The sequence below is a fragment of the Leptolyngbya sp. AN02str genome, from assembly GCF_050565595.1.
Taxonomy (GTDB): Bacteria; Cyanobacteriota; Cyanobacteriia; order Elainellales; family Elainellaceae; genus Kaiparowitsia.
The window spans coordinates 1-24,085 of the sequence record NZ_JBNXVR010000013.1 but is presented as its reverse complement, the minus strand read 5'-3'; the positions used below and the strand labels follow the sequence as shown (position 1 = coordinate 24,085).

The following is a 24,085-nucleotide window of genomic DNA, read 5'->3' as shown; positions in this document are numbered from 1 at the left end:
TTAACAGTGCAGTTTTATGTCGATACTTGCATCTTCTACAATCACAAACTCAATCTCTAACATTACTGGTTTGGTTTTAATTGTGGATGATACGCCAACCAATTTGGAAGTGCTGTCAGAGGCTTTGAATGATGCAGGATTTGATGTGGCGATCGCCACCACGGGCGATCGCGCACTCAAGCAGGTGGAACGGCGCATTCCGGATTTGATTTTGCTTGATGTGATGATGCCGGGGATTGACGGTTTTGAAACTTGTCGTCGATTGAAAGCTAACCCGCAGTTCTGCCAAATTCCGATTATTTTTATGACGGCGCTCTCCGATCCAAACAGTAAGGTGCAGGCGTTGGATCTTGGCGCGGTTGATTACATTGCAAAACCTTTCCACGAAAAGGAGGTTATTGCCCGAGTTAGAACCCATTTAAAGCTGCACTACCTGACCCAAACCTTGGAGACGCAAGTCAGCCAAAAAACTGCTGAGTTACAGGCTTCGCAGTTGAAACTGATTCAACAAGAAAAAATGTCAGCTCTTGGGAATTTGGTTGCTGGGGTTGCCCACGAAATTAACAATCCGATTGGCTGTGTGTTGGGCAATATTACTGCAATACAGGAGAATATTGCCGATCTGTTTAGTGTGATTGATTTGTATCGTCAGCATTTTCCACTGGCGAATCCTGAAATTGAAGAGAAGCTTGAGGAAATTGATCTGGAGTATCTGCGTGAGGATTTGCCTAAGCTTGTGCGGGCAATGAAGGATGGGGGCGATCGCATCAAATCTATCAGCCAAAGCCTACGAACTTTTTCACGCGCAGACACGGATAGTAAACAGAAATTTAATTTGCACGAAGGGATTGATAGCACACTACTCATTCTTCACCATCGCCTTAAGGCAAGTCCGCAGCGCCCTGAAATTGATGTGATCATTGACTATGGCGATTTGCCCGCGATTGAATGTTTTCCAGGCCAGCTCAATCAGGTGTTTATGAACATTCTGGCAAATGCAATTGATGTGTTTGACGAGATGGCAAAAAACCAATCTTTTACAGATATCGCAGCGCATCCTCAATACATCAAGATTCGGACAACAAAGATTGAAGATGCTGTTCAAATTTGTATTCGAGACAATGGCAAGGGGATGACCGAAGAGGTGAAGGCCAAGATCTTTGACCATTTGTTTACGACCAAAGAGGTGGGCAAAGGCACAGGATTGGGATTGGCGATCGCCCGCCAAATCATCCTAGAAAAACACAATGGAACAATTGAGGTGCATTCTGCCCCAGGTCAAGGAACTGAACTGGTGATTCAGCTCCCATGCTGAGTATGACCCAAACAAAGATTTCACAGACTACAACTATGCTCATCATTCAACTGCGTAAGTCTTGACTGATGAAGTGCGTAAGTCCTAATCAGTTACATCTGTGAGATGAGTTTTGTTATTGGATATTCGCATTACCCGGTCTGCACATCCAGAATCGGATCGGTCGTTGGCTGATAGAGCGGAAGAATATCCTAGCTGCGATCGCTTTTCATGAGACAAACACACAGGCATTGGCCACTACCTCGAAGGACATTGCGTCTTGCAACGTTTTAGAGATTGACTTCCCTTCACGTTTTAACTCAAGTTATCTTGGCTGGCTCAACGGAAATATAGACCGCATGCCACTCAAAATTGATTAGTTGCGTATTCCGCAGTTAATCCAATTCTTGTATTTATTGATTTACAGGGCTTTCGTGAGTCTTTTGCTGAGATATGGACTGAATTTGGACTAATTTTTTGACCCTTTTTTAGGCGCTTTTGAGGCGAAATGACGGCGGGCGATCGCCTCGTTTCTACACCTCCATTTATAGCTCACCCCTCCCTACAAATCACCAATCAAGTGTTGAAAAGTATTTCTCAAATTAAGTCTATCAACTCTTTTAATTGGACTCAAGGTAGGAGTTGCTATCTCTTTTTAAGACTGAAAAGAACGTTGTACCGCTCATCTTCACGCTCAACGTCAACACTTTTGTTACACTCGCGGACAACTCTGGCTCAGCGTGATACGACAGAGATATAGATCTGTATCAATGCATGACATATGTGCGTTACATCGCCTCAATAACGCTGAGTCTGCCCTTCAAACCCAATAGGTTTTGTGCTGGCTGTTCCATCTATGCGCCCCAACTCAACGCAGCACCGCAAAACCTGCTTTAACTGGAGGTTTATATGAGTTTAGTCAATCAGATTTCCGTCTTACCTCTGCGCTGCATTCAGCCAGCAGATGGAATTGAAATTTGCCCTGTCGATTCCGTTGGAGTTACAGAATATCGAATTCCCAGCAGTCATGAAACCAACCTGGTGCATATTGCTCCCAACACGGTCGAAAACTTATTTGTGCACCACTTTCAAACTGATCAGCTACTTGTAGTGAAAGGCAAACTAGTTCTGGTCATTCTACAAAATGGCCGCTATGAATATGTCTTGATGAGCGATCGCACACCCAGCGTTATCATTATTCCTCCCGGCATTCCCCATGGAGCTGCAAACCTAACCGATCAGCCCTGTATCGCCATCAATTCCGTCATTCGCCACGGTACTCCCCACCCGTGGGATTACCGTCCCGTCAAGCTTCCCATGCCTTACGACCTGGATACTATTCATAAACTTTTGCTTTAGCTTTGTATTCATTTGGGCATCAACCAAAGTAGCAGCCTAACGTTCTCAAAAAATCCAGCTGCTATTACACATACATGTCGACTCACGATAAATTTTCAATTCCTATCAATCCAACAAATCCATCAAACAATTGATCTTTGGATAAAAAAAGCCCTATTCCATGCTAAGCAGCAAAAACCCTATCTTGATGCATATAGAACTATAGCTTCGTCTTGAATTACCAGTATTCTGATCCCAAAATAAGACCAAAGTGTATTTTTATTGGACTCGTTTTAATACAATTTGGTCTTACTTTGATATTAGTCTGGCGCAGTCAAAAAAATGACCCGTTGCAGCGAGTAGCAGATCTCACTTTGATTCATAATTCGAATCATCAATTTGAGTCTTATGCCGACCTGTATTTGCTAGTCTCAAAATAAGATTATTTGATCTTATTTTGAGACTAAAGTTGAGATTTTCAAGTCTCAAAACTGGAATAAGTTGAGTCCAATAAAACTTGTCTGGAACTTGCTCACAAATTAAGTCAGGTCAGCATAAGCACATCAAATCAACCCTTTGTTTAGGAAACAATGTCGCTGATTTTAGGCTTCATCTCTTACTACAGACTCAATACTCAAATCAACGGCCTTGAATCTGTCTAAAATCAGGTCTCAATAATCTTAAAAATAGTCTAAATACAATACATCTTGGTCTTTTATTGAGACTTTCGGGGGGTTTTGCTTCGCGTGTATGCATCCATATACACATTCATGACTAAGCCTGAAACGTTGTGGCTGTATGGGCGGACGAACCATCGCCTAATGCTTTGATAAGCGATCCATTGATTTGAATTCTCGAGTTATAAGCTGAGTTAATCATGGGCTTAACTTATCAAAAATTTACAAACTCTCGGCTTCTATGGCGATAATAAGGTCATAGGAATTCGCATTTTGATCGCAAGGAGGCGCAGCGATGGTTCTAGCAGTAGAGCGCAGCCAGAAAAGACTTACCCTTCAAACCCTGGATATTGCCGAAAACACCACCGCTATTCGCTCCCTGGATTGGGATCGCGATCGCTTCGACATTGAATTTCCCCTTGAAAACGGCACCACCTACAATTCCTTCCTCATCCGTGGCGAAAAAGTTGCCTTGGTCGATACCTCCCATGAGAAATTTCGCCAACTTTACATTGACTGCCTCACTGGGTTAATTAACCCCAACGATATCGATTACTTGGTCATTAGCCATACCGAGCCCGACCACAGTGGCCTCGTTAAAGACGTATTGCAGCTCAACCCCAACATTACTGTTGTCGGTGCCAAAATTGCGCTCCAGTTTTTGGATGATTTGGTGCATCAACCCTATCAACGCATGTTGGTTAAGCAGGGCGATCGCCTCGATCTAGGCAACGGCCACGAATTAGAATTCATCTCCGCGCCAAACCTGCACTGGCCCGACACCATCTTTACCTACGACCACGGCACCAACGTGCTGTATACCTGCGATGCCTTTGGCATGCACTTTTGCGATAACCACGCCTACGACTTAGATCTGGCTGTTATCGAAACCGACTACAAAATTTATTACGACTGCTTAATGGGGCCAAACGCGCGATCGGTGCTTTCTGCTCTCAAGCGCCTCTCCGATCTGCCCAGCATCAAACTCGTTGCCAATGGCCATGGTCCGTTGCTGCTGCATCACATCGAAGATTTGATGGGTCGCTATCGCGACTGGAGTACCGCCAAAGCCAAAGCCGAAAAGACCGTCGCCATCTTCTATGCCGATGGCTATGGCCACAGCAACCACCTTGCCGAAGCGATCGCCCGAGGCATTAACAAAACGGGGGTCTTGGTCGAACTCGTAGACCTGCTTACCGCCGACCCACAAGAAGTGCGCGTTCTGGTTGACATCGCCGTTGGTATTGTCATCGGCATGCCACCTGCCCAAGCCGAAGCCCAAGCCCTCATTAACACCATTTTGGCCACCACCAATGCCAAGCAAGCCGTTGGTTTGTTTGAAAGCGGCGGCGGCGACGACGAATCCGTTTATCCCCTTCGCATCAAGTTTCAGGAAATTGGAGCCACCGAAGCCTTTGCTCCCATTCTGCTGAAAGAAACACCCACCGATGGTTTGTATCAACTGTGCGACGAAGCCGGAACCGATATGGGACAATGGCTCACCCGCGATCGCAACGTGAAGCAAATGAAGGCACTCGACAGTGATCTCGACAAAGCCATCGGTCGCCTCAGTGGTGGGCTCTACATCATCACCGCAAAAAAAGGTGACGTATCCAGCGCCATGCTTGCATCCTGGGTGGCTCAAGCCAGCAAAGAACCTCTCGGCATTAGCATTGCTGTTGCCAAAGACCGCGCCATCGAATCTTTGATGCACGTCGGCGATCGCTTCGTGCTCAACGTCTTAGAAGAAGGCAACTACCAAAGCCTCATGCGCCACTTCCTCAAGCGCTTTCCACCCGGTGGCGATCGCTTTGCAGGCATCAAAACCTACCCCGCCAATAACGGCTCCCCCATCCTGGCCGACGCCCTCGCCTACCTCGAATGCGAAGTGCAAAGCCGCATGGATTGCAGCGACCACTGGATCGTTTACAGCACTGTTGACATTGGCCGTGTCTCTAAACCTGACTCCCTCACGGCTGTCCACCACCGCAAAGTTGGCAACCATTATTAAGGGTTAGGAGCTAGGGGCTAGGGATTAGGGGGAAGAAGGGAGTCGGGAGTCGAGAATCGGGAATTAGGGCAGAATTCAGACCTTTCGCCTACGGCGAAAATTCTCTTCCCTACCAGCCCTTATTCTCTGCTCCCCACTTGCCGCTACCCCTAGCCCCTAAATCCTACCCCCTAGCCCCTCCCCAACTCCCCCCTCCCCATTCCCTACTCCCTTCAAACATGTCTGAACACAAACCCCGCGATGTGCAAGTCGCTGAAATCGGCTTAAATACTCTAGTGTTGCGATCGCGCACGTTTGATCGCCTCAAATTTGAGATTGAGTACGCCCAGCAAAAAGGCACCACCGCCAACTCCTATCTCATCCAGGCCGACAAAGTTGCCCTCATCGATCCACCTGGCGAATCCTTTACCGAGCTATTTATCGAAGACCTGGCTCATCACGTTTACTTACAAAAAATTGACTACGTCATTTTGGGACATATTAATCCCAACCGCTGCGGCACGCTCAAAGCGTTACTCAATCCCGAAATCGCGTCACAGATCACCTTTGTGTGTACCCGTGCTGCCGAGGTGGTGCTCAGGTCCGCCTTCCCCGAATATAGTCTGCGCGTTATCGTTGTCAATGCAGAAGATACCCTGGATCTAGGCCATGGGCACAATTTGCAGTTCATTCCCACACCCACGCCACGTCACCCTGACGCACTCTGCACCTACGATCCTGCCACCCAAATCCTTTACACCGACAAACTATTTGGGGCGCACGTGTGTGACGATCGCATCTTTGACGAAGCCTGGCGCGAACTCACCGACGATCGCCGCTACTATTTCGACTGTCTCCACGCTGCTCAGTTCAAACAGGTTGAAGCTGCCCTCGATCGCATAGAGCCGATTGCCGACAGTACCCGCATCTATGCTCCGGCCCATGGTCCCGTTGTTCGCTACAGTGCCAGCCGCCTCAACTTTGATTACCGTTGTTGGTGCGAAGAACAACAAACTCAAATTCTTAGCGCCACTCTGCTGTATGCCTCTGCCTATGGCAACACCTCTACCATGGCCCATGCGATCGCCCGTGGTCTTTCCCAGGCTGGTGTTTCCGTCGATTCCATCAACTGCGAATTTGCCGATCCGACTGAAATTGCGATCGCCGTAGAAAAAAGCGACGGCTTTATCATCGGGTCTCCAACCCTGGCAGGCCACGCCCCCACCCAAATCCAAACCGCACTGGGCATGGTACTTTCTGCTGCCCCCAAAACCAAACTGGCCGGAGTTTTTGGCTCCTATGGCTGGAGTGGCGAAGCCGTCGATATTATCGAAAATAAGCTGCAAGACGCAGGATACACCCTCGGCTTCGAGACCTTACGAGTCAAATTCACCCCCACCGACGACATGCTGCACCAATGCGAAGTCGCCGGAGCCGAGTTTGCCCAAACCCTCAAACGCGTCAAGAAAACCCGCACCGCCCGCCAACCCGTTCTCGGTGGCCAAACCGATCGAACCGAACAAGCCGTCAGCCGCATCACAGGCTCACTCTGCGTACTCTCCACCCAAGTCGATAATGCCCCCATCGGTATTCTCACCTCTTGGGTATCCCAAGGCAGCTTCTCGCCCCCCGGCCTCACCATCGCGCTTGAACATGATCAAGCCGACTCTGTGTTGCCTAACCCAGGCGATGCCTTTGTTCTCAACATCCTTAAAGAAGGTCGCAACCTGCGTCGCCACTTCCTCAAGCCCATGCTGCCAGGGGAAGATCGCTTTACCGACCTCGCCACCCATCCCGCCAGCAACGGCTGCCTCATCCTAGACGAAGCTCTCTCCTATTTAGAGTGCCGTGTCCAAAATCGGATGGAATGCAACGACCACTGGCTCATCTACGCCACCATCGAAAACGGCAAAGTTCTGGAACCTGTGGGCGTAACCGCCGTCCAGCATCGCAAATCTGCCAGCTATTATTAATGCTAGGAGAGATGCCTGTCGCAACTTTGTTGGAATTAGCAGTCTTTAATGCTGAACGCAACGGTACAACCGTTGCGTTCACATGTTTGTGTTCTCATGAAGGACAGAATCGTTGAATTCCAGACCCAGCTAATTGCTCAATTTTCTTTCGATCTAGGGTCAGTAATGGTGAGTTTCCAATCTAAGAACTAGCTTGATTTTGCTCCCACTATCGCTTGCGACGGCCGCGCTTAGCAGGTGTCGCGACGGCTGCCTCTTGTTGCGCTGACTCCAGAATTGCTGGGCTTGAGGCTTCCGGCTCTGAAATTTTGGCTTCCACACTTTCCGTTGCGCTTGGCCCATAGTTATTTCTCGTTTGGGCTGCTTGATTCAGCAACGACTCCGCAAAGGCGATCGCCTCCTGATCAGTTCCGCCCACCAACGCTGCGATTTCTCGCTTTCGCTCTTGGTCTGCCAATTCCGTCACCCGTACCACCGTGCGCACATCATCTGCTCCATCCGCCGACTCAGCAGCTTCAGAGCGTTTGCCCCCATTGCGGCTCGTTGCTCCCGTTGGCAAATCGATGATGTGCTTGCCCACCCGGAAGTGTGACGTAGCCATTGCGGCAATCAACGGCTGGTGCGTCACACACAGCACCTGATGCCGCTGCCCCAGTTGATATAGCTTCTCGGCGATCGCCTGCGCCACCCGTCCCGATACCCCCGTATCAATCTCGTCAAATACCATTGTGCCGATCGGGTCTACCTGCGAGAAGCACGCCTTTAGCGCGAGCAAAAATCGGCTCATTTCTCCACCCGAGGCAATCTCCGACAGCGCTTGCAACGGCTCCCCCGGATTAGGGCTAAACACAAACATAATGCGATCGCTCCCCGCTGCGGTTGGGGCAATCGGCGTAATATTTACCTCAAACTGCACCTTCTCCATTGCCAAAGGCTTCAGCTCATCCACCAGCTGCGCCTCCAAAGAGCGCGCCGCCTTCGTTCGCAAATCCGTCATCACCGCGCACGCTTCAACCAATTCCGTTTGCCGAACCTGAGCCTGCTGCTCCAGCGCCTCTAGCGACTGGCCCCCACCCATAATCGATTCCAGATCCGCCTGCAACCGTTGGTAATGGGCGATCGCATCTGCCAACGACGGGCCATACTTGCGACAAATGCCCTTCAGTTGCACAATCCGCTGCTCCACCTCCGACAGCCGATCTGGGTCTGTCTCCAAATCCTCACCATACGCATTGATTTGTCGGCCAGCCTCCTCCACCTGAGACATCGCCTCAATCACCATCTCCAAAATCGGCTGTAGCTCCGTATCGTACTGCACCATCTCCGTCAGTACCGACTCCACCCGACCTAGCAAATCCGAGCAAGCCTGGCCCGCGTCATTTTCGTATAGCGCCTGATACACCTCATAGCTTTGCTGCTTTAGCTCTACCGTATGGCTTAGTCGCTGCCGCTCCTGCTCCAGCTGTGTCAGCTCATCTGGATGAGCCAAATTCGCAGCTTCCAGCTCCTTTAACTGGTACTCAAATAAATCCAGTTGCTGAAGCCGCTGCTGCTCCATCTGCCGCCGCTTTTCCAACGCCTGGGCCGCTTGCTGATAGGCAGCGTAAGCCTTGGCAATGACCTCTCTCTGCTGCAACGCCGCCGCTCCACCAAAACCATCTAGCCATTCTCGCTGCAAGCTTGGCTGCCCCAACTGTACCGTTTGCCCCTGCGCCGTAATTTCCACCAAGCGATCGCGCAACGACTCCAGCTGCTGCTTATTCACCAGCACCCCGTTCACCCGCGAGCGGCTACGCACACTGCCCTTATTCGCCGTTAGCTCGCGACTGCATACCACCTGTGGCTCATCCAGCACATCAATTTCCTGAGCACCCAGCCATTCCTCCAACGATGCATCCAACGCAAACGTCGCCTCAATCAGCGCCCGATTTTCCCCAGCGCGAATTGCTCGCCCGCTCACCTTGCCACCCAAGGCTGCATCCAACGCATCCAAAATAATTGACTTGCCTGCGCCCGTTTCACCCGTCAGCACATTCAGCCCAGAGCCAAAATCCAGCGTGAGTCGGTCAACAAGCGCAAAATTTTCAATATGAAGAGAGATCAGCATAGAGGAACGCCATCATCAGAAGGCTAGAACATCTGAATTACTAAATAGCCTTCACTCCATCAGTTTAGAGTCTATCTCAGTTCTTCGAGCGACGCCGAAGCAAACTCAATGCCGAAAAGGTAGCGATCGCCCTGTCCAACCAAGCTCATCCTCCCAAAATTTGCTCAGCCCCAAAGGGCCAAAGCCCGAGTACCCGTTAGGCCAAGCAGCATCGCGACAATCACCCAAGCAGGTGACCCAACCAACCTTAAAAAATGCTGTAAATTCAAGGGTTTAAAGCCGAAACAACTCCCACTCCCATGGCCAAAAGCACTATCACCTATTGGAATCCGTTGGTATTACAAAACCAGGGCAAATGGCAGCCCATCCCCGGACTGGAATCCATCGCAGAACAGTTAACGCTCAGCATCGACACCGAAACCGGCGAATACACCCGGCTCACGCGATTTTTGGCTGGAGCAGACACCACACCCATGGGCGACAAAAGCCACCCCTACCCCGAAGAAATTTTGATCATGAGCGGCCGCTTGTATGATGCAGCCTTTGACATGTGGCTAGAAACTGGGCATTACGCCAGTCGTCCACCCGGCGAAGTCCACGGCCCCTTTAAAACAGATATTGGATGCGTCGTGCTAGAAATTTCATTTCCCAACCGGGTTGACGAGCCCATGAGCTAACCGATTTGACCGATTTGACCGATAGCAACACCAAGCTTACTTGTTGCGCGAAGCCCACACACCCGACACCAGCATAAAAAAAGCGCCCGCAAAAATGGCGATCGCAAACCCTGCTGGAATTACATTTCCCCAGTCCACTATGTCCATTTTCTATCCACTTGGTGCTCAACTCATTCCTTGCACAAGTGTATCCAACAATCCCCCTGCAAATAGCATGTCTACCAGAGCTTAACTACTTTGTACGAAAGCTTGAGTGTGTTGAACAACATTGCGTGAGCCAACCCCACAAAGAATCATCCAACTGAGTCAGCCCCACCTGCAGGTTTTATCCATCGCGATCGCGCTCCAATTTGCGGGGGGATGATCTGTTGTGAAAACCCTTGTTTGGCAAGGGTTTTCACAACAGATACGAGCTAGCACAGCGCGATCGCGCTACGGGATGTCCTTACTGCCTGCCTTGTCTGTTTTCACAACAACACTAATTCCAGTTCCCAAATACTTGGCGATCGCCTCTGCAATTTCCTTTTCTGGAGTTTTCTTGGGTGGCGGCGGAGTACGAATCGACGACAGCAAAAACGCGAACACCATCAGCGAAACAGCAATCACATCCATAAAAAAGCCTGAGGTACGGTGAATCTTTTAACGTATTCAACGGATTTATCGCTGCATTTATGCACAGCGCCATATCCTAACCCAACAGCTCTAGCTCGGTTTTAGAACATATTTGTCCGTACGCTTTTGTCCTTGCATATGCAGAACAACGGGTATCATCAACTCCCCAGCCCATCCAGACGGGAGCTAAGCAGAACACACCACCTCGAATGCATCAACACGCATCAAAAACGATCTAAACTCGATACCGTCCAAACCAGACATTGCGCAAACTAGCTATCATCAAACCCCAACACAATCCACACAACAGACGAACAAACCCATTCGCGAACGATAGAAAAGTTGGATGAACCAAAGTCAGTGTCCGTATTTTTCTTTGTAAGCCTATAATGGCATTAATATTTCTCTCGGTCAAGCTATTTACGGCTATTTTGTCCGTGCATATATGAGTCGCAAAGGCCAGTCGGTTACGCTGTCAATTTCCGAGGATGATAAACGCCAGCTCATGAGCATCGCCCAGGAACAGGGAATGCTTTGGGGCGACAAACCCAACATTTCTCGCTTGGTTGAAGCGATCGCCCGTCAAGACCTCTTGATTGCGCGCAACCATGATTGGTCTAGCGATCGCATTCGAGCCTTGCAGCAAGCCATTCGCGCCCTCATCGACTCCGGCCAAATCGAATATGCACGGACACTTACGGAACTGCTGATCGAACGGCGCGAAATTTCGTCTCCCCTCCGGGCAGAGCTACAATCCTCTCTCCAGCGCCCCATCGCTCCCTGGCGCATCGCAATCGACCAGTATATTCAGCGGCAAATTCCCTTTGAACTGGCCTATCGAGATGCCGCCGATCGCGCCTTTCGATACACCATTCACTTTGCCCAAATTTGCTTTCGCGAACGCCGCGAATACCTAGAATGCTGGTGCGAAGAAACCGAAGGCAACCTGGATGTGCCCGAACTCCGGCACAACTGGACCTTTCGCCTCGATCGCATTCCCGATGCAGCCCTGGGCACTACCCGTGGCAAATGGCGCACCACAGGTCTCGACAAAATCACCGTAGAAATGCATCTCTCAGGCCGTCTCGCCTTCGCATACGAATCCCGCCCCGAGGATATTGTGAACGAGTGGATAGAAGACCAACCCCAAGTACGCCGAGTTGTCCGCAACATTGCCAACACCTTTTGGTTTTATCGAGAAGTGTTGCCCTACGGCGAAGACTGCGTCGTCGTCTCTCCCGACCCCGTGCGATCGCGCCTACAAGAAAAAATTGCCGCCCTGAGCGATCGCTACGCCTAGATACCAGCTGCTCCCATCGGTCGCAGGTAATTCACTTCTAACCCCTTCAAACTTACAAAAGCGATCGCTCAGAACTTGAGTTCACCTTTCAATCACTCTAGCCCTGTGCCTTTGGCCTCGACACCACAAGTCGTGCAATCCCGATCGCTTGCTGAAATAGCTTTGGAGCCCACAGCCAAATCATGATTAAGTACACAGCCGCACCAAACAGCGTGCAAACCACCAGCAAACCCAACGGATTGAGATATTGACTCAGCGGCTGCTTCACCGCATAAATTGCCGTCGCCATGGCGATCGCACTCCCCAACGGCGCAATAAACACTCGCAAGTATTTACCCAAACCTTCCTGGATGAGTTTGCTAACCGCTAATTGACCAATCGGAAACACCACATAAGCTCGAATCACCGATGCCAGCGTTACCGCAAAAATGCCCCAGCGAAATGCGATCGCAAATCCCAGCAAATTCAGGGTCGCATTCAGCGCACTCAGCCAAAACCACCAGGACGGCTTGCCCATGGCAATAAAGACCGAGCCCTTAAAAAACGTAATCGAGCGCAGCATCCCCATCAAGGCCAGCACTTGCATCAGTGGCACCGCAGGCAACCACTGCTCCCCAAAGAGCACAACCACCAGTTCTGGTGCCAGCACCGCCATTCCCAAAAACGTCGGAAACGCGATCGCACTGGTGAGCTGCGTTGCAGTATAAAACGCCCGCCGAAACCGTTCCGGATCTTCCTGCAACCGTGAAAACGTCGGCAGCGCCACATCGCGGCTGGTGCGTACCAGCATTTGGGTCATCACATTCAGTACGCGATACGCCACGCTGTAATATCCCAAAACCGCAGGCGTGAAAAAATACCCCACCAAAAAATCGTTTGCCTTCGTGTTCAAAAAACTGAGGTAGTTAAACCCCATAATGTGCATGCCCACGCCAAACAAATCGCGAAAGTGCCGCACCGATATCTTCAGTCCAGGTCGCCACTCACTGCATAGCCACAGCGTCAGCGTTCCCAATGCTGCATACACAATCTGCTGCGCAACCAAACTCCACACCCCAAAGCCCAGCAGCGCCATGCCAATGCCAACCACTCCACCCGCAAACGTAGCCACCAGCCACCGAGCCGCGATCGCCTTATATTCAAACTTGCGCTCCAACAGGGACTGCTGCACCTGCCCCAGTGCCGTAATCACAAACAGCACCGAAAAGCATCGCAAAATGGGCACCAGCTCCGGTTGATCAAACGAACGAGCAACCGTACCCGCAACACCCATCCCAATTAGCGACAACCCACAGCCAATCGACAGGTTAATCCAAAACGCGGTATTAAGATGCTCAGGTTCCAGATCCTTGCGCTGAATAATTGCTTGTCCAAATCCCTGTTCCAAAAACAGCTGCATGAATGCCAGAAACACATTCGCCAGAGCCACCAAGCCAAACGCCTCTGGAGTCAACAGACGAGCCAGGATGAAGAAGATAATGAGCGTGCCAGCCTGACTTCCCCAATTTTGAACGGCAGACCAAACAACCCCTTGAATTGCCTTCTGTTTAATGCTCATCTGCCTGCCAATCTCTCTTACAACACCGCCGATGTACACCCACCAAAGTTCAAAACCGGGTCAGGAGTTCCCAACCCGTTTTGACCGTTTAAGTCGTTTTGCTCAACTCTGGCTGTGCGCCCGGTTCTGGCGATGATTCTGGCAGGGACTCTGGCGATAATTCTGGCGATCGCACAAGTGCTTGAGCCGAAACTCCTGTAACTCGCTGCTGCAACCGAGCATGGCGTCTCGTTAGGTATTGATTCAACTTCGGCTCAAACTTAGCCAACGCCCGCACCATCAGCGAATTTCCACGCCCCAACGTTAGCCGCCGCACAAACGGCTCAATAATCGTCATATTGCGACGCCAGCCCAGCTTCTTGTACTTACTTTTAAAGTAGCCATCCTCCGCCAAGTTCCACTTTTGGCGCAAGTGAGTCAAGCTATCCACCGTCCACTGATTACTCCAACGCAACATGTAGTAATGCAAATCGCCCCAATTCATCGGTGGCCCCGGCACATACGTGACCAAACACGCTGGCTCAAAATACACCGACTCACCTGCCTGCCGCACGCTCATGCAAAAGTCCAAATGCTCCTTCGTGTTGAGCATGTTTTCATCTAATTGGCCCAACTGGTCAAAGATGCGAGTACGAACCAACACACAGTGAAATTCGGCCAATTCGGTTTCATGGCGCACTAAGCGATCGCGCAGTTGAGTAACCTTGCGCCCCTGCTCATACATCTTCTCGCGGAGCCGCCGCCGCCCAGTTTTATCCACCCACACATGCGACTCACCCCCAGCAAAATGAACCTCCTCATGAATCGGCTCATATTGACACATTAAGGGACCAACCACCGCCGCATTTGTCTCTTCAGCGCAATGCACCAAAGCCTCTAACCAACCTGGCGACACAATCACATCATTATCAACAAACACTAAATATTTCGTCTTAACTGCCGCCAAGCCAATATTTCTCGCCTGGTTGGGATATAGGTAGTAATTCTTGCGAATCAGCTGGAAACCGCGAGCTTGAGCCTGCTCTTGCAAATAGTGCTGAATCGGCTTGGGTGAGTTGCCATCCACATACACCAGTTCAAACGGCAGCGTCGTATGTTCATAAATGCTTTCAAGCGATCGCTCAGTGAAGCTAAATCGTTCCCGGGGCACTACCACAATCGTTACATCAGGCTGTTCACCTTGGAATTCCGACGATGAATTAATCGGCTTCGTACTAGACTCCATCGCACCTTCCGGCAAGGGGGTAGTGTTTACGTCCGTGCTAGATAATATCTGTTCACCCAACTGCTCACCCATTTTTTCTCCAGTATGTTTTATATAGAATTCACCAGTCGATTCACTCAGCGTATTCTGGGCTGGGAAATGCAATTGCTGATAGCGTTCCACCAGCCGATCATTGAGAAGACACAAATTATATTCCGTTTCCACCGTATGCCGTCCGGCTCGACCCATCTCTTTCGCAAGCTCTGGACATTGAATAAGCGCTTGCAACCGATCGACCAATGCTTGCACATTCCGTTCCGGCACCAAAAAACCATTCACGCCATCTTTGACCAACTCAGGAATGCCGCCATGCCAGGTACTCACCACAGGCAACCCCATCGCCATCGCTTCCTTCAACACATTCACCGGAGCATCTTGATTGCCATCTCTAGCCGTAACACTGGGTGCCACAAAGATGTCTGTATCATGCAAAATATCTGCAATTTCCTGTTCATTCTTCCAGCCCAAAAGCTGAACTGCATGCCCAATCTGTAGCGTCTCAATCAGCTGTTGAAACGTCTCTCTCAATGACCCATCGCCAATAATCCGATACCGTAGATCCGGATAGGTCAACAGCAATTGCGCTACAGCCCGAATCGCGTACTCAATTCCCTTCTTTTCCACCAGGCGACCTGTTGTTGTTAGATGCACTCCTCGTTCGGAGGGACGCGATCGCACCACAAACGGAAACTTGCGCAAATCCAGCCCAGATTGGTGCACAAAAATTTTGTCGGGGTCGCATCCCAGTTGAATAGCCCGCTGGCGAAAAAATTCACAGTTGGCGAAAAACAAATCTCCAGCATGAAACAGCTCAGCGTAACTATCAGCCCCATGTTCTTGAACATAAGTGCTGATGTCGTATCCCCGAAACGTCGTCACATGTTTGGCCTGAGGTGCCATTAATCGAGTCAAACACATGCCAACAAAACCCTGCGTACCAAACTGGCTATGCACAATGTCATAGGGGCCTTTATCCAAAAGAACCACCGCATAGTAGACCCATCGAAATCCCAAGACGCTCATTCCATACCGAAACACATTGAGCGATCGCAGAAATAGCAGCGGATTACGATATCCATAGCGCAGCAACAACCAGCAGCCAATCAACATACGAAGTAGCAGCGATCGCGGCACCTTTGGCAGCTGATAAGTTCGCTCCGTCAACCCATAGGTTTGCACATCAGGATGAGCGTGGGCCGAGGGATGAATGCGATCGGTGTAAATATCCACCTCATGTCCCCGCTCAATTAAACCAGTTGCTTGGTTCAAAATAAACGTTTCCGATAGCATCGGAAAATCATGAACTACAAAAGCAACTCGCATCGGTTTTTTCATGATCTTGGGTTCAGAGTTTGGTCTCATGTCTCACGCTTGTTGACTCAGGAAGGCTTATCAACTGATTGCAGAGCAGCATTTTTTTGCAGAGTAGTATCGACAGCCGATCGCATTAACCGCGCCGCGCTTTCCCACCCAGCTTGAGCCGAATCTTTTCACGAACACTGACGTATTTCATCAACAAAACAATTCCAATAACCTTTAATCGAGTCTGAAAACAATTCAAGCGATCGCTGCGTAAAACCGTGGCAACATCATGTATCAAATGAGTCATCAAATCGTCATAAATTAATCGTAAAAAGCGTTTATTTCGTTTCCACCAGGATTGCTCCTGCTCAATATACATATCGTATACGCCACCCACCAAACGAATCATTCGCTTGCGGATTTGTTCCATCGAATACCGGGCAGGATGGGCCACGCACACATCATCTGCATAAATTTGGGCATAGCCTGCGGCAAACACTCGGCTTCCCCACTCCAAATCTCCATGGGATTTCATCTGCGACTTAAAGCCACCAACCTGCTCTATCACTTGTTTCCACGTCAAAACATTTGCGGTAGCCGCTCCTCTGCGCTTTTCCAAAAATTCCTGCTGAGGGAATCCCATCACAATTCCGTCATACAACTCAATTGCATTCAAACATTCTGGATCTTGAAAAAAGATATCGATCTTACCCGCAACCAAACCGCATTCAGGATGTCCAAGCAAATGACCGACTCCCTTCTCAAGCCAATCAGCAGATGGAATACAGTCCGAATCTGTGAAGGCAATGACATCTCCCTTCGCTAAAGTTAGACCCTTGTTACGTGCTGCATATGAGCTTGGAGTCAATTCCTGAGCACAGATAACGCCCTCAAACTCAGAGGCGATCGCCGCAATCTTGTGTTCCGGATCTGAGCCATTGTCTACCACAATCACTTCATAACGGTCAGCCTGATAAGTTTGTTGGGCCAATGAAGTCAGACAAATCTTCAAGCGATCAGCATCGTTGTAAACAGGAACAATCACTGAAACAAAAGGAGCTACGACTGTTGCCGCAGGCTTTACTACCGGATCTGAATGAATGCTAAGCACTGCTCACCTCATTGTTTAATGAATCACAAAGCATCAACACAAAAAAGCAATAGAAACAGCTTGTGAACAGTCTTTAAACTGAAAACGCAATGCAAACAAAATCAAAAACTCATGGGCTTTCCCCGCAGAGATGTTAAGCGATTACCACAATAGATCTATAGATAAAGGATGATATTTTTACGGACTCTTTATATCTTTTGTCAGGAATTAAGAGTGATTTCATCTATCAAAAGGTTTAATCCTCCGAAATTAAGAAAACTCTCATGAAAGCATGTATTCTGGGCTACATTTGCAGTCTAGAATTTCGTAGGATCTCAATATAGAATCTCAATTTTGAAGAAAACTTTGAGGATGCAAGAAGATAAATTTCTAGGCCTTCAGCATGGCTTAAATTGGAAGCGTTATAAAAATAATACTGACAATATAGAAACGAAAGATTGGAAGATATTTCGAATCGTGCTGTGAGCCAACACAACGATATCGCGAACAAAATAGGGCTTCTTTATCTACTACAGAAGCATCATTTCTAAGCACACCAGTGCAGCATCACAACTAGTTTTTTGGGTAAGCCCCACAGAAAATTATCCGAAAACCGAAGGTTGGCAAACCCCTGGATTCCGCAAATCCCGCTATTGATCAGGCCTGCTCGCAACATTCTCCTACACTCAAAATTACACTCAAAATTCCATCTCTAGCTGTTATTGACAATTCCTGTTGTCAAAACTAGCATGGGTGCATGAACACATTGCAGCAAATTTCCCAGCAGAACTCCAATTGGTCTTTAGAAGAGCTCGTTGCGATCGCCAACGAGCTGCTTCCCCAATTTCTGCCAGAAGAAAAGGCCCACACCCGGGTGCGAGAAGAAGTGACGCCTCGGCTTGTCCGGCATTATGCCAGCCAAGGCATGCTCGACGAGCCGCTCAAAGAAGGACGGGAAGCTCGCTATACCTACCGTCACTTGCTGCAACTGCTCTTGGTGCGACGGCTGTTGACCGAAGGGTACGGCGCTAGCGTCATCGACACTCTGGCCTGTTCAAAAAGTAATTCTGATTTGGAGGCTTTACTGCAAGGGGGGGTGCAACTAACCCTTACTCCAGCCAACCCCGCCCTGGCATTTTTGCAACAAGTGCAAAAGCGACAACCAAACATGGCTCATTCCAGTTCCATGAGCCCGATTCCGCCGCCACCAGTGTCGTCCCCCCCATCTGCTCCTGCCCCCGCAACGCAGTGGAGTCGCCAGGAAATTTTGCCAGGACTAGAACTTCACGTGCGCAGCGATTTTGTCCCTCCTACAACCACCCAGGAGCAGCAGAACCTACTGCAACGCACCCTACAAATCCTCACCTCACTCTCACCATCCAAACGGAGGTCTTTGAAACCATGACGCCTCACATTGAGCTGATTCCCTTACGCGGTGCCGTTTGTTCTCATCAGGCAACCACGCTAGATGTCGTTGTGCGCATTACGCCGCCGCCAGCGCCAGTTTCAACCGGCAAACGCCCTACTTTAAACATTGGCTTTGTCATTGATCGCTCTGGCTCCATGGCAGATCGCAAAAAGATTGATTACGCCAGAGATGCGGTGTGTTATGCGATCGCCCAACTCTTACCCAGCGATCGCCTCAGTGTCACCCTGTTTGATGATCGAGTCGATACCCTCATTCCAACTACGCCAGCGAACAATCCCGCCAGCTTTACCCGATTAGTTCAGCAAATACAGCCGAGGGGCAGCACCGCACTCCATGCCGGTTGGCTGCAGGGAGGCATTCAGGTTAGCCAAGTGCTCACCGCAGAGCTAAACCGGGTCATCCTCCTCTCCGATGGGCTGGCGAATGTTGGGGAAACCAACCCCGATGCGATCGCCACCGACGTGCATGGATTGGCGCAGCGCGGCGTTAGCACACCCACCATGGGCCTCGGCGACGACTACAACGAAGATTTGCTGGAAGCAATGGCCCGCAGTGGAGATGGAAACTACTATTACATTGCCTCTGCAGAACAACTTCCCAGCATCTTTGAGCAAGAGCTACAAGGGCTTGCCGCCACCCTTGGAAAAAACGTAGCGCTTGCAATACAACCCGAAGGCAATGTAGTTGCCGCAGACATATTGAACGATCTAGATGTTGATGATCAAGGCCGATTCAAGCTTCCCAACCTTGTTTTTGACAGCCCCATTGATGTTGTCGTTCGCCTCAACATTCCAGCCCTGACCAATGAAACAGAATTGTGCCGTTTCCACTTAACCTGGACGGATACAAACCAGCAAACCCAAGAAGCCACCGCCGTACTCAAACTTCCTGTTGTACCCAGCAGCCAGCTTGAAGCGTTTCCGCTCAATCAAGATGTGCAGCAGCAAGTAGCATTAATGACAACAGCACGTGCCAAAAAAGAAGCAGTGCGACTAGTCGATCAAGGCGACTATGGAACGGCTGGTCAAGTCTTGCAGCAAACTCGACAACAATTGCTGGACTTTAACTTGCCCATGTCTGCCCCAGAGGCCGCCGCGTTGGAAGACTTGCATCAGGAATTGCGCGATCGCAAATTGGCCAGCTACCGCAAAATGGCGTCGCACCAGTCCTACACGCGCAGCAACCGACGCAGCAGCGGCCACACCAACTTAGTTTATGCTTTTGATCGGGGTCCCAAATTGGGCGACATTACCCAACAAGATACTGATGCCATCGTCAATTCTAGCGATCGCCATCTCTCCAACAGCGGCAACCTTTCCAAAGCGATCCATCATGCGGCCGGTCCTCAACTATTAGACGCGTGCCGCTTATTAAACGGATGTGCCGCAGGAGAGGCAAAAATCACTCCCGGATTCAATCTGCCTGCCCCGTGCGTCATCCATACCGTATGTCCAACCTGGCAAGGCGGCAGCCACAACGAAGAAGACACATTAGCCCAGTGTTACCGCAGCTGTTTAGAACTTGCCGCTGCTCAAGGACTGCGTTCCATCACCTTTCCGGCACTCGGTGCGGGCGGCCTTGGCTTTCCACGTGCTCGGGCCGCCCACATTGCATTCGAAACGGTGAGCCAGTATCTTTTGAGCCATACTGCAATTGGAACTGTTCGGTTTATCTGTTTCGATCAAAAAACCTTAAAGCACTACGAAGCCGAGTTTCAGCGCGTAGCCGGATGGTAGCGTAGCCTCGGTTTCTGATCGGTGAAAAGCAAGAGCCTCCCAACGTCATAACAACAGACCTCCTGCCCGGACCGCTTTTTGAAGCATCCATCGTTACGTAGCGTCGCTGTGCAACGATGGATGCAATACGTTAAATGCTGCGGCATTGATGCAGCCCACGCATAATCACTCCACCCTTAAGTCCGTTGAGGTTGTGCCTCAGGTCTAACCCTGATTGTCTCTTGCATCCTTGAGGCAGGCCGCGATCGCTGGAACAGTACCACCCGTCGCCACAAATTACATCATCGTCTCGCAATGATAGGTTGCAATCCTCATTCCTTCTTTTGATTACACGCGCATTCAGATTCGATTCACACTGCTATTCAGGGTTGATAAATCATCGCTGCATCTGTCGTGCAAAACTCATGCGGGATCACATCCACCACTACAGGACTGACGCAGTTGAATGATCTTTCGGATGCAGTGCGTAAATCCTAACTATCGTGCGACGGTTGCAATTTGGGTACGAGCCTGCTGCAATTCCAGCGCCGAGCCGCGAGTCAGATTTTGTTTTTGAAACCACACCTGCCCCGCATCGGGACAAATCAAGTTACAGCAAACAGCTCAAGAACGTCGCCTTTCCCGCACCACGCGATCCCAACATGGCCGTAAATGTATAGGAAAGATCTTGAAGCTTAGATTTCGTAAAATCGCCTGATCTCGCGAATAGGATTTGCTTAAATTTTCAACCCGAATCATGCATAGAGTCCTTCTTATTGGGTAATCAAATTAAAAGCTTGTTGCACAAATTATCAGCAAAAACTCATTTAAGCCTCATCAAGTTGTCTTAACTTCAAATCATGCAAAATGCTGACGCATGCTAAATCACTATGGCGCGATCGCAATTCACACAGCCCAAGTTTTGGCTCAAATTGCTCCTTGGAGTGGGGTTGGGAATCGGAGTTGCACTTGCCTTGCCACACAACCATCTTCAATCCATTGTGCAACAAGCACTGTTATGGGTTAAAAACCTAGGCCCCGGTGGCATCATCGCCTTTGTTATTCTCTACAACCTTGCCACAGTGTTGTTCATTCCTGGTTCGTTGTTGACCTTGGGCGGTGGTGCATTGTACGGCCTGTTGTGGGGCTCAGTCTACGTGGTGATTGCCGCAACCCTAGGCGCGATCGTTGCCTTCTTAATTGGTCGCTACTTTGCTAGAAACTGGGTCACTCAACAATTACTCGCCCATCCCAAATTTCAAGCCATTGACAAAGCGATCGCCCACGAAGGATTAAAAATTGTTCTTCTAAGCCGGCTTTCCCCTATCCTTCCATTCAATTTGTTGAACTACGCATTTGGCGCAACCTGTGTTTCTCTCAAAGATTACGCGATCGGGTCAGTTGGCATGATTCCTGGCAGCGTTATGTATGTTTACCTCGGCTCCTTAGTTGGAGATATTGCCCAACTAGGCATGCCGCAAGAACTGAACTCTCAAGCCCAACTAGCCAAATGGGGTGTCAAAATTGTGGGTTCCCTCGCCACCATTGCAGTCACACTCTACATCGCCCACATTTCAAAAAAAGCGCTCAACCAAACTATCGTATCCAAACCGAACAATGACACCTTCCATTAAGCAAGAACCTGCCCTCCAACCGTTGGATGAATACAATCAAGCTCTCATGTCCCACGTTCATCCACCGGACTGGGTCAACCCCAAACCTACCGCCTGTTACGACTTAGTCGTGATCGGAGCTGGTACAGCCGGGCTGGTCGTCGCCGCTGGAGTCGCTGGCCTAGGGCTAGGGTTAAAAATTGCACTCATCGAGAAAAATCTCATGGGTGGCGATTGCTTGAATGTTGGATGTGTCCCCTCAAAGTGCATCATTCGCTCTTCCCGAGTTGTTGCCGACATCCAAGATGCAGAACCCTTTGGCATTCACCCACCCCATACACTCGATATCGACTTTGCAGCAGTTATGCAACGCATGCGACGAATTCGCGTAGGCATCAGCCATCATGACTCAGCCGAACGATTTCGTCGATTGGGAATTGATGTTTTCTTAGGAAGCGCACAGTTCACAAACAATGGTGCGATCGCCGTCAACGGTAACCAGCTCCGCTTCAAAAAAGCCATTATTGCAACAGGAGCCCGTGCAACCCGTCCCAAAGTACCCGGATTGGCAGAAGCGGGGTACTTAACAAATGAAACCGTTTTTTCCCTCACCAACCGTCCACACCGTCTAGCTGTTATTGGTGGCGGCCCCATCGGGTGTGAACTGGCCCAAGCATTTCATCGATTGGGGAGCCAAGTCAACTTGCTACACAAACATGCACACTTGCTCGATCGCGAAGACTCCGATGCCGCCGAAATTGTGCAACAAACTTTCCTCAAAGAGAACCTCAACCTCATTCTGGGGTGCTCCTTAGAAAAAGTTGAAAAAACGAACCTAGGCAAAATCATCCACTATCGCCAAAATGGCGAAACCAAGACAGTCGTTGTGGATGAAATCTTGGTTGGAGCAGGGCGCACTCCCAATGCTGATGGGCTCAACCTAGAAGCGGTTAGCGTTAAATATGATGCCCGCTCAGGGGTCGTCGTCAACGACTATCTTCAAACCACCAATCCCCGCATCTATGCAGCAGGCGACATCTGCATGAACTGGAAATTCACCCATGCCGCCGATGCCGCTGCCCGTATTGTCATCAAAAACACGTTGTTTTCACCCTTTGGCTTAGGGCGCAGTAAGCTCAGCAGTTTAGTCATGCCCTGGGTGACGTACACCGATCCAGAAATTGCCCATGTTGGTTTATATGAACAGGAAGCACAAGAACAAGGCCTAGAAACAAATACGATCAAAATTCCTATGTCAACCGTCGATCGTGCTCTAGCAGATGGCGAATCTGAGGGTTTTGTCAAAATCCTACACAAGCGAGGTTCAGATCAAATCCTCGGAGCAACCATTGTGGCGCGCCACGCTGGAGAAATGATCAGCGAACTCACATTAGCCATCGTCACAAAACAGGGGCTCAACGCTCTCTCTGGAGTGATCCACCCCTATCCCACCCAAGCAGAGGCCATCAAGAAAGCTGCAGATACCTATCGGCGATCGCTCTTAACTCCTGGTACCAAATTCCTATTAAAACTGCTAACCAAGCTGAGCTAGCAACGCTTCAGCCCTTCACTCCTTCACTTAACTCAACTGCCATCGCCCCTCAAGCCCCTAATTTTCACGAACAGCAGCGGTTCTCAGGAGATACAATTTTTTTTGAGATCAAGGGGGTTTACAAGAAGGGATGGGAGTTGATATAGTGGCAAAGCGCTCGAAGAACGGCCCACATATACAGCGCCCTAAGAGCAGCCCAAGCGCTATAGATGGTGTCATGCCTTTTGTAGTAGAGAGGGAGCGATTCACGAACTGTGAATGATTAGGAAACAGGGTCAATGCCAAGACCCAGAGTCAAGGCGAACGAACCTAGACAACAGAATAGTTTGAAAGCCAAGCGAAAACCAACCTCGTTAAAGAAACTGAGAAGGTAGTTTGTTGATTGAACTACCTTTGAATTGAGAAAAACGAAAAAGGGCTTCAACGCGATAGGTGTTGAAGTTCAAGCCAAGAGACACATCTGTGGAATAACATGGAGAGTTTGATCCTGGCTCAGGATGAACGCTGGCGGTCTGCTTAACACATGCAAGTCGAACGGACGTTTTCGGACGTTAGTGGCGGACGGGTGAGTAACGCGTGAGAATCTGGCCTTAG

15 protein-coding genes and 1 rRNA gene are annotated in these 24,085 nt (G+C 49.8%); 11 read left to right on the top strand and 5 right to left on the bottom strand.

Translation table 11 applies throughout. The annotated features are described in order from the left end of the window. The first annotated feature begins 70 nt into the window (after positions 1 to 70). The 4 genes from ACQ4M4_RS12070 to ACQ4M4_RS12055 all read left to right on the top strand — a co-directional run bounded on the left by ACQ4M4_RS12070 (position 71) and on the right by ACQ4M4_RS12055 (position 7,272). On the top strand, positions 71 to 1,315 hold the full coding sequence (locus ACQ4M4_RS12070; RefSeq protein WP_430684730.1) for a sensor histidine kinase: 1,245 nt from the start codon (positions 71 to 73) through the stop codon (positions 1,313 to 1,315). A gap of 888 nt (positions 1,316 to 2,203) precedes the next feature. Next, the gene (locus ACQ4M4_RS12065; RefSeq protein WP_430684729.1) at positions 2,204 to 2,653 is read left to right on the top strand and encodes a cupin domain-containing protein; all 450 of its coding nucleotides are present in this window, start codon (positions 2,204 to 2,206) and stop codon (positions 2,651 to 2,653) included. A gap of 951 nt (positions 2,654 to 3,604) precedes the next feature. Continuing rightward, the gene (locus ACQ4M4_RS12060) at positions 3,605 to 5,320 is read left to right on the top strand and encodes a diflavin flavoprotein (RefSeq protein WP_430684728.1); all 1,716 of its coding nucleotides are present in this window, start codon (positions 3,605 to 3,607) and stop codon (positions 5,318 to 5,320) included. Between the two features lie 218 nt (positions 5,321 to 5,538). Beyond that, positions 5,539 to 7,272, top strand: a complete 1,734-nt coding sequence (locus ACQ4M4_RS12055; RefSeq protein WP_430684727.1) for a diflavin flavoprotein — start codon at positions 5,539 to 5,541, stop codon at positions 7,270 to 7,272. Positions 7,273 to 7,480: 208 nt separating this feature from the next. Here ACQ4M4_RS12055 and recN read toward each other — a convergent pair whose 3' ends face one another. Beyond that, positions 7,481 to 9,379, bottom strand: coding sequence for a DNA repair protein RecN (gene recN, locus ACQ4M4_RS12050; RefSeq protein WP_430684726.1), 1,899 nt, complete (start codon positions 9,377 to 9,379; stop codon positions 7,481 to 7,483). A 299-nt stretch (positions 9,380 to 9,678) separates the two neighbouring features. On the opposite strand from recN, the gene ACQ4M4_RS12045 reads away from it, so the two are divergent. Beyond that, entirely contained in the window at positions 9,679 to 10,056 is a 378-nt protein-coding gene (locus tag ACQ4M4_RS12045; protein WP_430684725.1) for a cupin domain-containing protein, read from the top strand. Positions 10,057 to 10,488: 432 nt separating this feature from the next. On the opposite strand, the gene ACQ4M4_RS12040 is transcribed toward ACQ4M4_RS12045, so the two are convergent. Then, a complete protein-coding gene (locus tag ACQ4M4_RS12040) occupies positions 10,489 to 10,668 on the bottom strand; it encodes a hypothetical protein (protein WP_430684724.1) in 180 nt (59 codons plus the stop codon). A 445-nt stretch (positions 10,669 to 11,113) separates the two neighbouring features. On the opposite strand from ACQ4M4_RS12040, the gene ACQ4M4_RS12035 reads away from it, so the two are divergent. Continuing rightward, positions 11,114 to 11,968, top strand: a complete 855-nt coding sequence (locus ACQ4M4_RS12035; protein ID WP_430684723.1) for a helix-turn-helix transcriptional regulator — start codon at positions 11,114 to 11,116, stop codon at positions 11,966 to 11,968. A 97-nt stretch (positions 11,969 to 12,065) separates the two neighbouring features. Here ACQ4M4_RS12035 and ACQ4M4_RS12030 read toward each other — a convergent pair whose 3' ends face one another. The 3 genes from ACQ4M4_RS12030 to ACQ4M4_RS12020 all read right to left on the bottom strand — a co-directional run bounded on the left by ACQ4M4_RS12030 (position 12,066) and on the right by ACQ4M4_RS12020 (position 17,203). Continuing rightward, positions 12,066 to 13,526 carry a lipopolysaccharide biosynthesis protein gene (locus tag ACQ4M4_RS12030; RefSeq protein WP_430684722.1) on the bottom strand — a complete coding sequence of 487 codons (1,461 nt, stop codon included), beginning with the start codon at positions 13,524 to 13,526 and terminating at the stop codon, positions 12,066 to 12,068. Positions 13,527 to 13,614: 88 nt separating this feature from the next. Then, positions 13,615 to 16,125, bottom strand: coding sequence for a glycosyltransferase (locus tag ACQ4M4_RS12025; protein WP_430684721.1), 2,511 nt, complete (start codon positions 16,123 to 16,125; stop codon positions 13,615 to 13,617). A gap of 112 nt (positions 16,126 to 16,237) precedes the next feature. Further along, the gene (locus ACQ4M4_RS12020; protein WP_430684720.1) at positions 16,238 to 17,203 is read right to left on the bottom strand and encodes a glycosyltransferase; all 966 of its coding nucleotides are present in this window, start codon (positions 17,201 to 17,203) and stop codon (positions 16,238 to 16,240) included. A 736-nt stretch (positions 17,204 to 17,939) separates the two neighbouring features. Here ACQ4M4_RS12020 and ACQ4M4_RS12015 point away from each other — a divergent pair. The 5 genes from ACQ4M4_RS12015 to ACQ4M4_RS11995 form a co-directional block, all read left to right on the top strand. After that, on the top strand, positions 17,940 to 18,587 hold the full coding sequence (locus ACQ4M4_RS12015) for a MerR family transcriptional regulator (RefSeq protein WP_430684719.1): 648 nt from the start codon (positions 17,940 to 17,942) through the stop codon (positions 18,585 to 18,587). Then, positions 18,584 to 20,347, top strand: coding sequence for a macro domain-containing protein (locus ACQ4M4_RS12010; protein ID WP_430684718.1), 1,764 nt, complete (start codon positions 18,584 to 18,586; stop codon positions 20,345 to 20,347). The genes ACQ4M4_RS12015 and ACQ4M4_RS12010 overlap by 4 nt, the downstream gene beginning before the upstream one ends. An 869-nt stretch (positions 20,348 to 21,216) precedes the next feature. Continuing rightward, complete coding sequence (locus tag ACQ4M4_RS12005) at positions 21,217 to 21,960, top strand: TVP38/TMEM64 family protein (RefSeq protein WP_430684717.1); 744 nt, start codon at positions 21,217 to 21,219, stop codon at positions 21,958 to 21,960. Continuing rightward, positions 21,944 to 23,491, top strand: a complete 1,548-nt coding sequence (locus tag ACQ4M4_RS12000) for a mercuric reductase (protein WP_430684716.1) — start codon at positions 21,944 to 21,946, stop codon at positions 23,489 to 23,491. The genes ACQ4M4_RS12005 and ACQ4M4_RS12000 overlap by 17 nt, the downstream gene beginning before the upstream one ends. A gap of 469 nt (positions 23,492 to 23,960) precedes the next feature. Then, positions 23,961 to 24,085: ribosomal RNA gene (locus ACQ4M4_RS11995) — 16S ribosomal RNA — on the top strand; the annotation flags it as partial.

Excerpts from the sequence above, each read along its gene's own strand:
- ACQ4M4_RS12065 (WP_430684729.1), top strand. The coding sequence starts at position 2,204 with ATGAGTTTAGTCAATCAGATTTCCGTCTTACCTCTGCGCTGCATTCAG.
- ACQ4M4_RS12060 (WP_430684728.1), top strand. The coding sequence starts at position 3,605 with ATGGTTCTAGCAGTAGAGCGCAGCCAGAAAAGACTTACCCTTCAAACC.
- ACQ4M4_RS12055 (WP_430684727.1), top strand. The coding sequence starts at position 5,539 with ATGTCTGAACACAAACCCCGCGATGTGCAAGTCGCTGAAATCGGCTTA.
- recN (WP_430684726.1), bottom strand. The coding sequence starts at position 9,379 with ATGCTGATCTCTCTTCATATTGAAAATTTTGCGCTTGTTGACCGACTC.
- ACQ4M4_RS12045 (WP_430684725.1), top strand. The coding sequence starts at position 9,679 with ATGGCCAAAAGCACTATCACCTATTGGAATCCGTTGGTATTACAAAAC.
- ACQ4M4_RS12040 (WP_430684724.1), bottom strand. The coding sequence starts at position 10,668 with ATGGATGTGATTGCTGTTTCGCTGATGGTGTTCGCGTTTTTGCTGTCG.
- ACQ4M4_RS12035 (WP_430684723.1), top strand. The coding sequence starts at position 11,114 with ATGAGTCGCAAAGGCCAGTCGGTTACGCTGTCAATTTCCGAGGATGAT.
- ACQ4M4_RS12030 (WP_430684722.1), bottom strand. The coding sequence starts at position 13,526 with ATGAGCATTAAACAGAAGGCAATTCAAGGGGTTGTTTGGTCTGCCGTT.
- ACQ4M4_RS12025 (WP_430684721.1), bottom strand. The coding sequence starts at position 16,125 with ATGAAAAAACCGATGCGAGTTGCTTTTGTAGTTCATGATTTTCCGATG.
- ACQ4M4_RS12015 (WP_430684719.1), top strand. The coding sequence starts at position 17,940 with ATGAACACATTGCAGCAAATTTCCCAGCAGAACTCCAATTGGTCTTTA.
- ACQ4M4_RS12010 (WP_430684718.1), top strand. The coding sequence starts at position 18,584 with ATGACGCCTCACATTGAGCTGATTCCCTTACGCGGTGCCGTTTGTTCT.
- ACQ4M4_RS12005 (WP_430684717.1), top strand. The coding sequence starts at position 21,217 with ATGGCGCGATCGCAATTCACACAGCCCAAGTTTTGGCTCAAATTGCTC.
- ACQ4M4_RS12000 (WP_430684716.1), top strand. The coding sequence starts at position 21,944 with ATGACACCTTCCATTAAGCAAGAACCTGCCCTCCAACCGTTGGATGAA.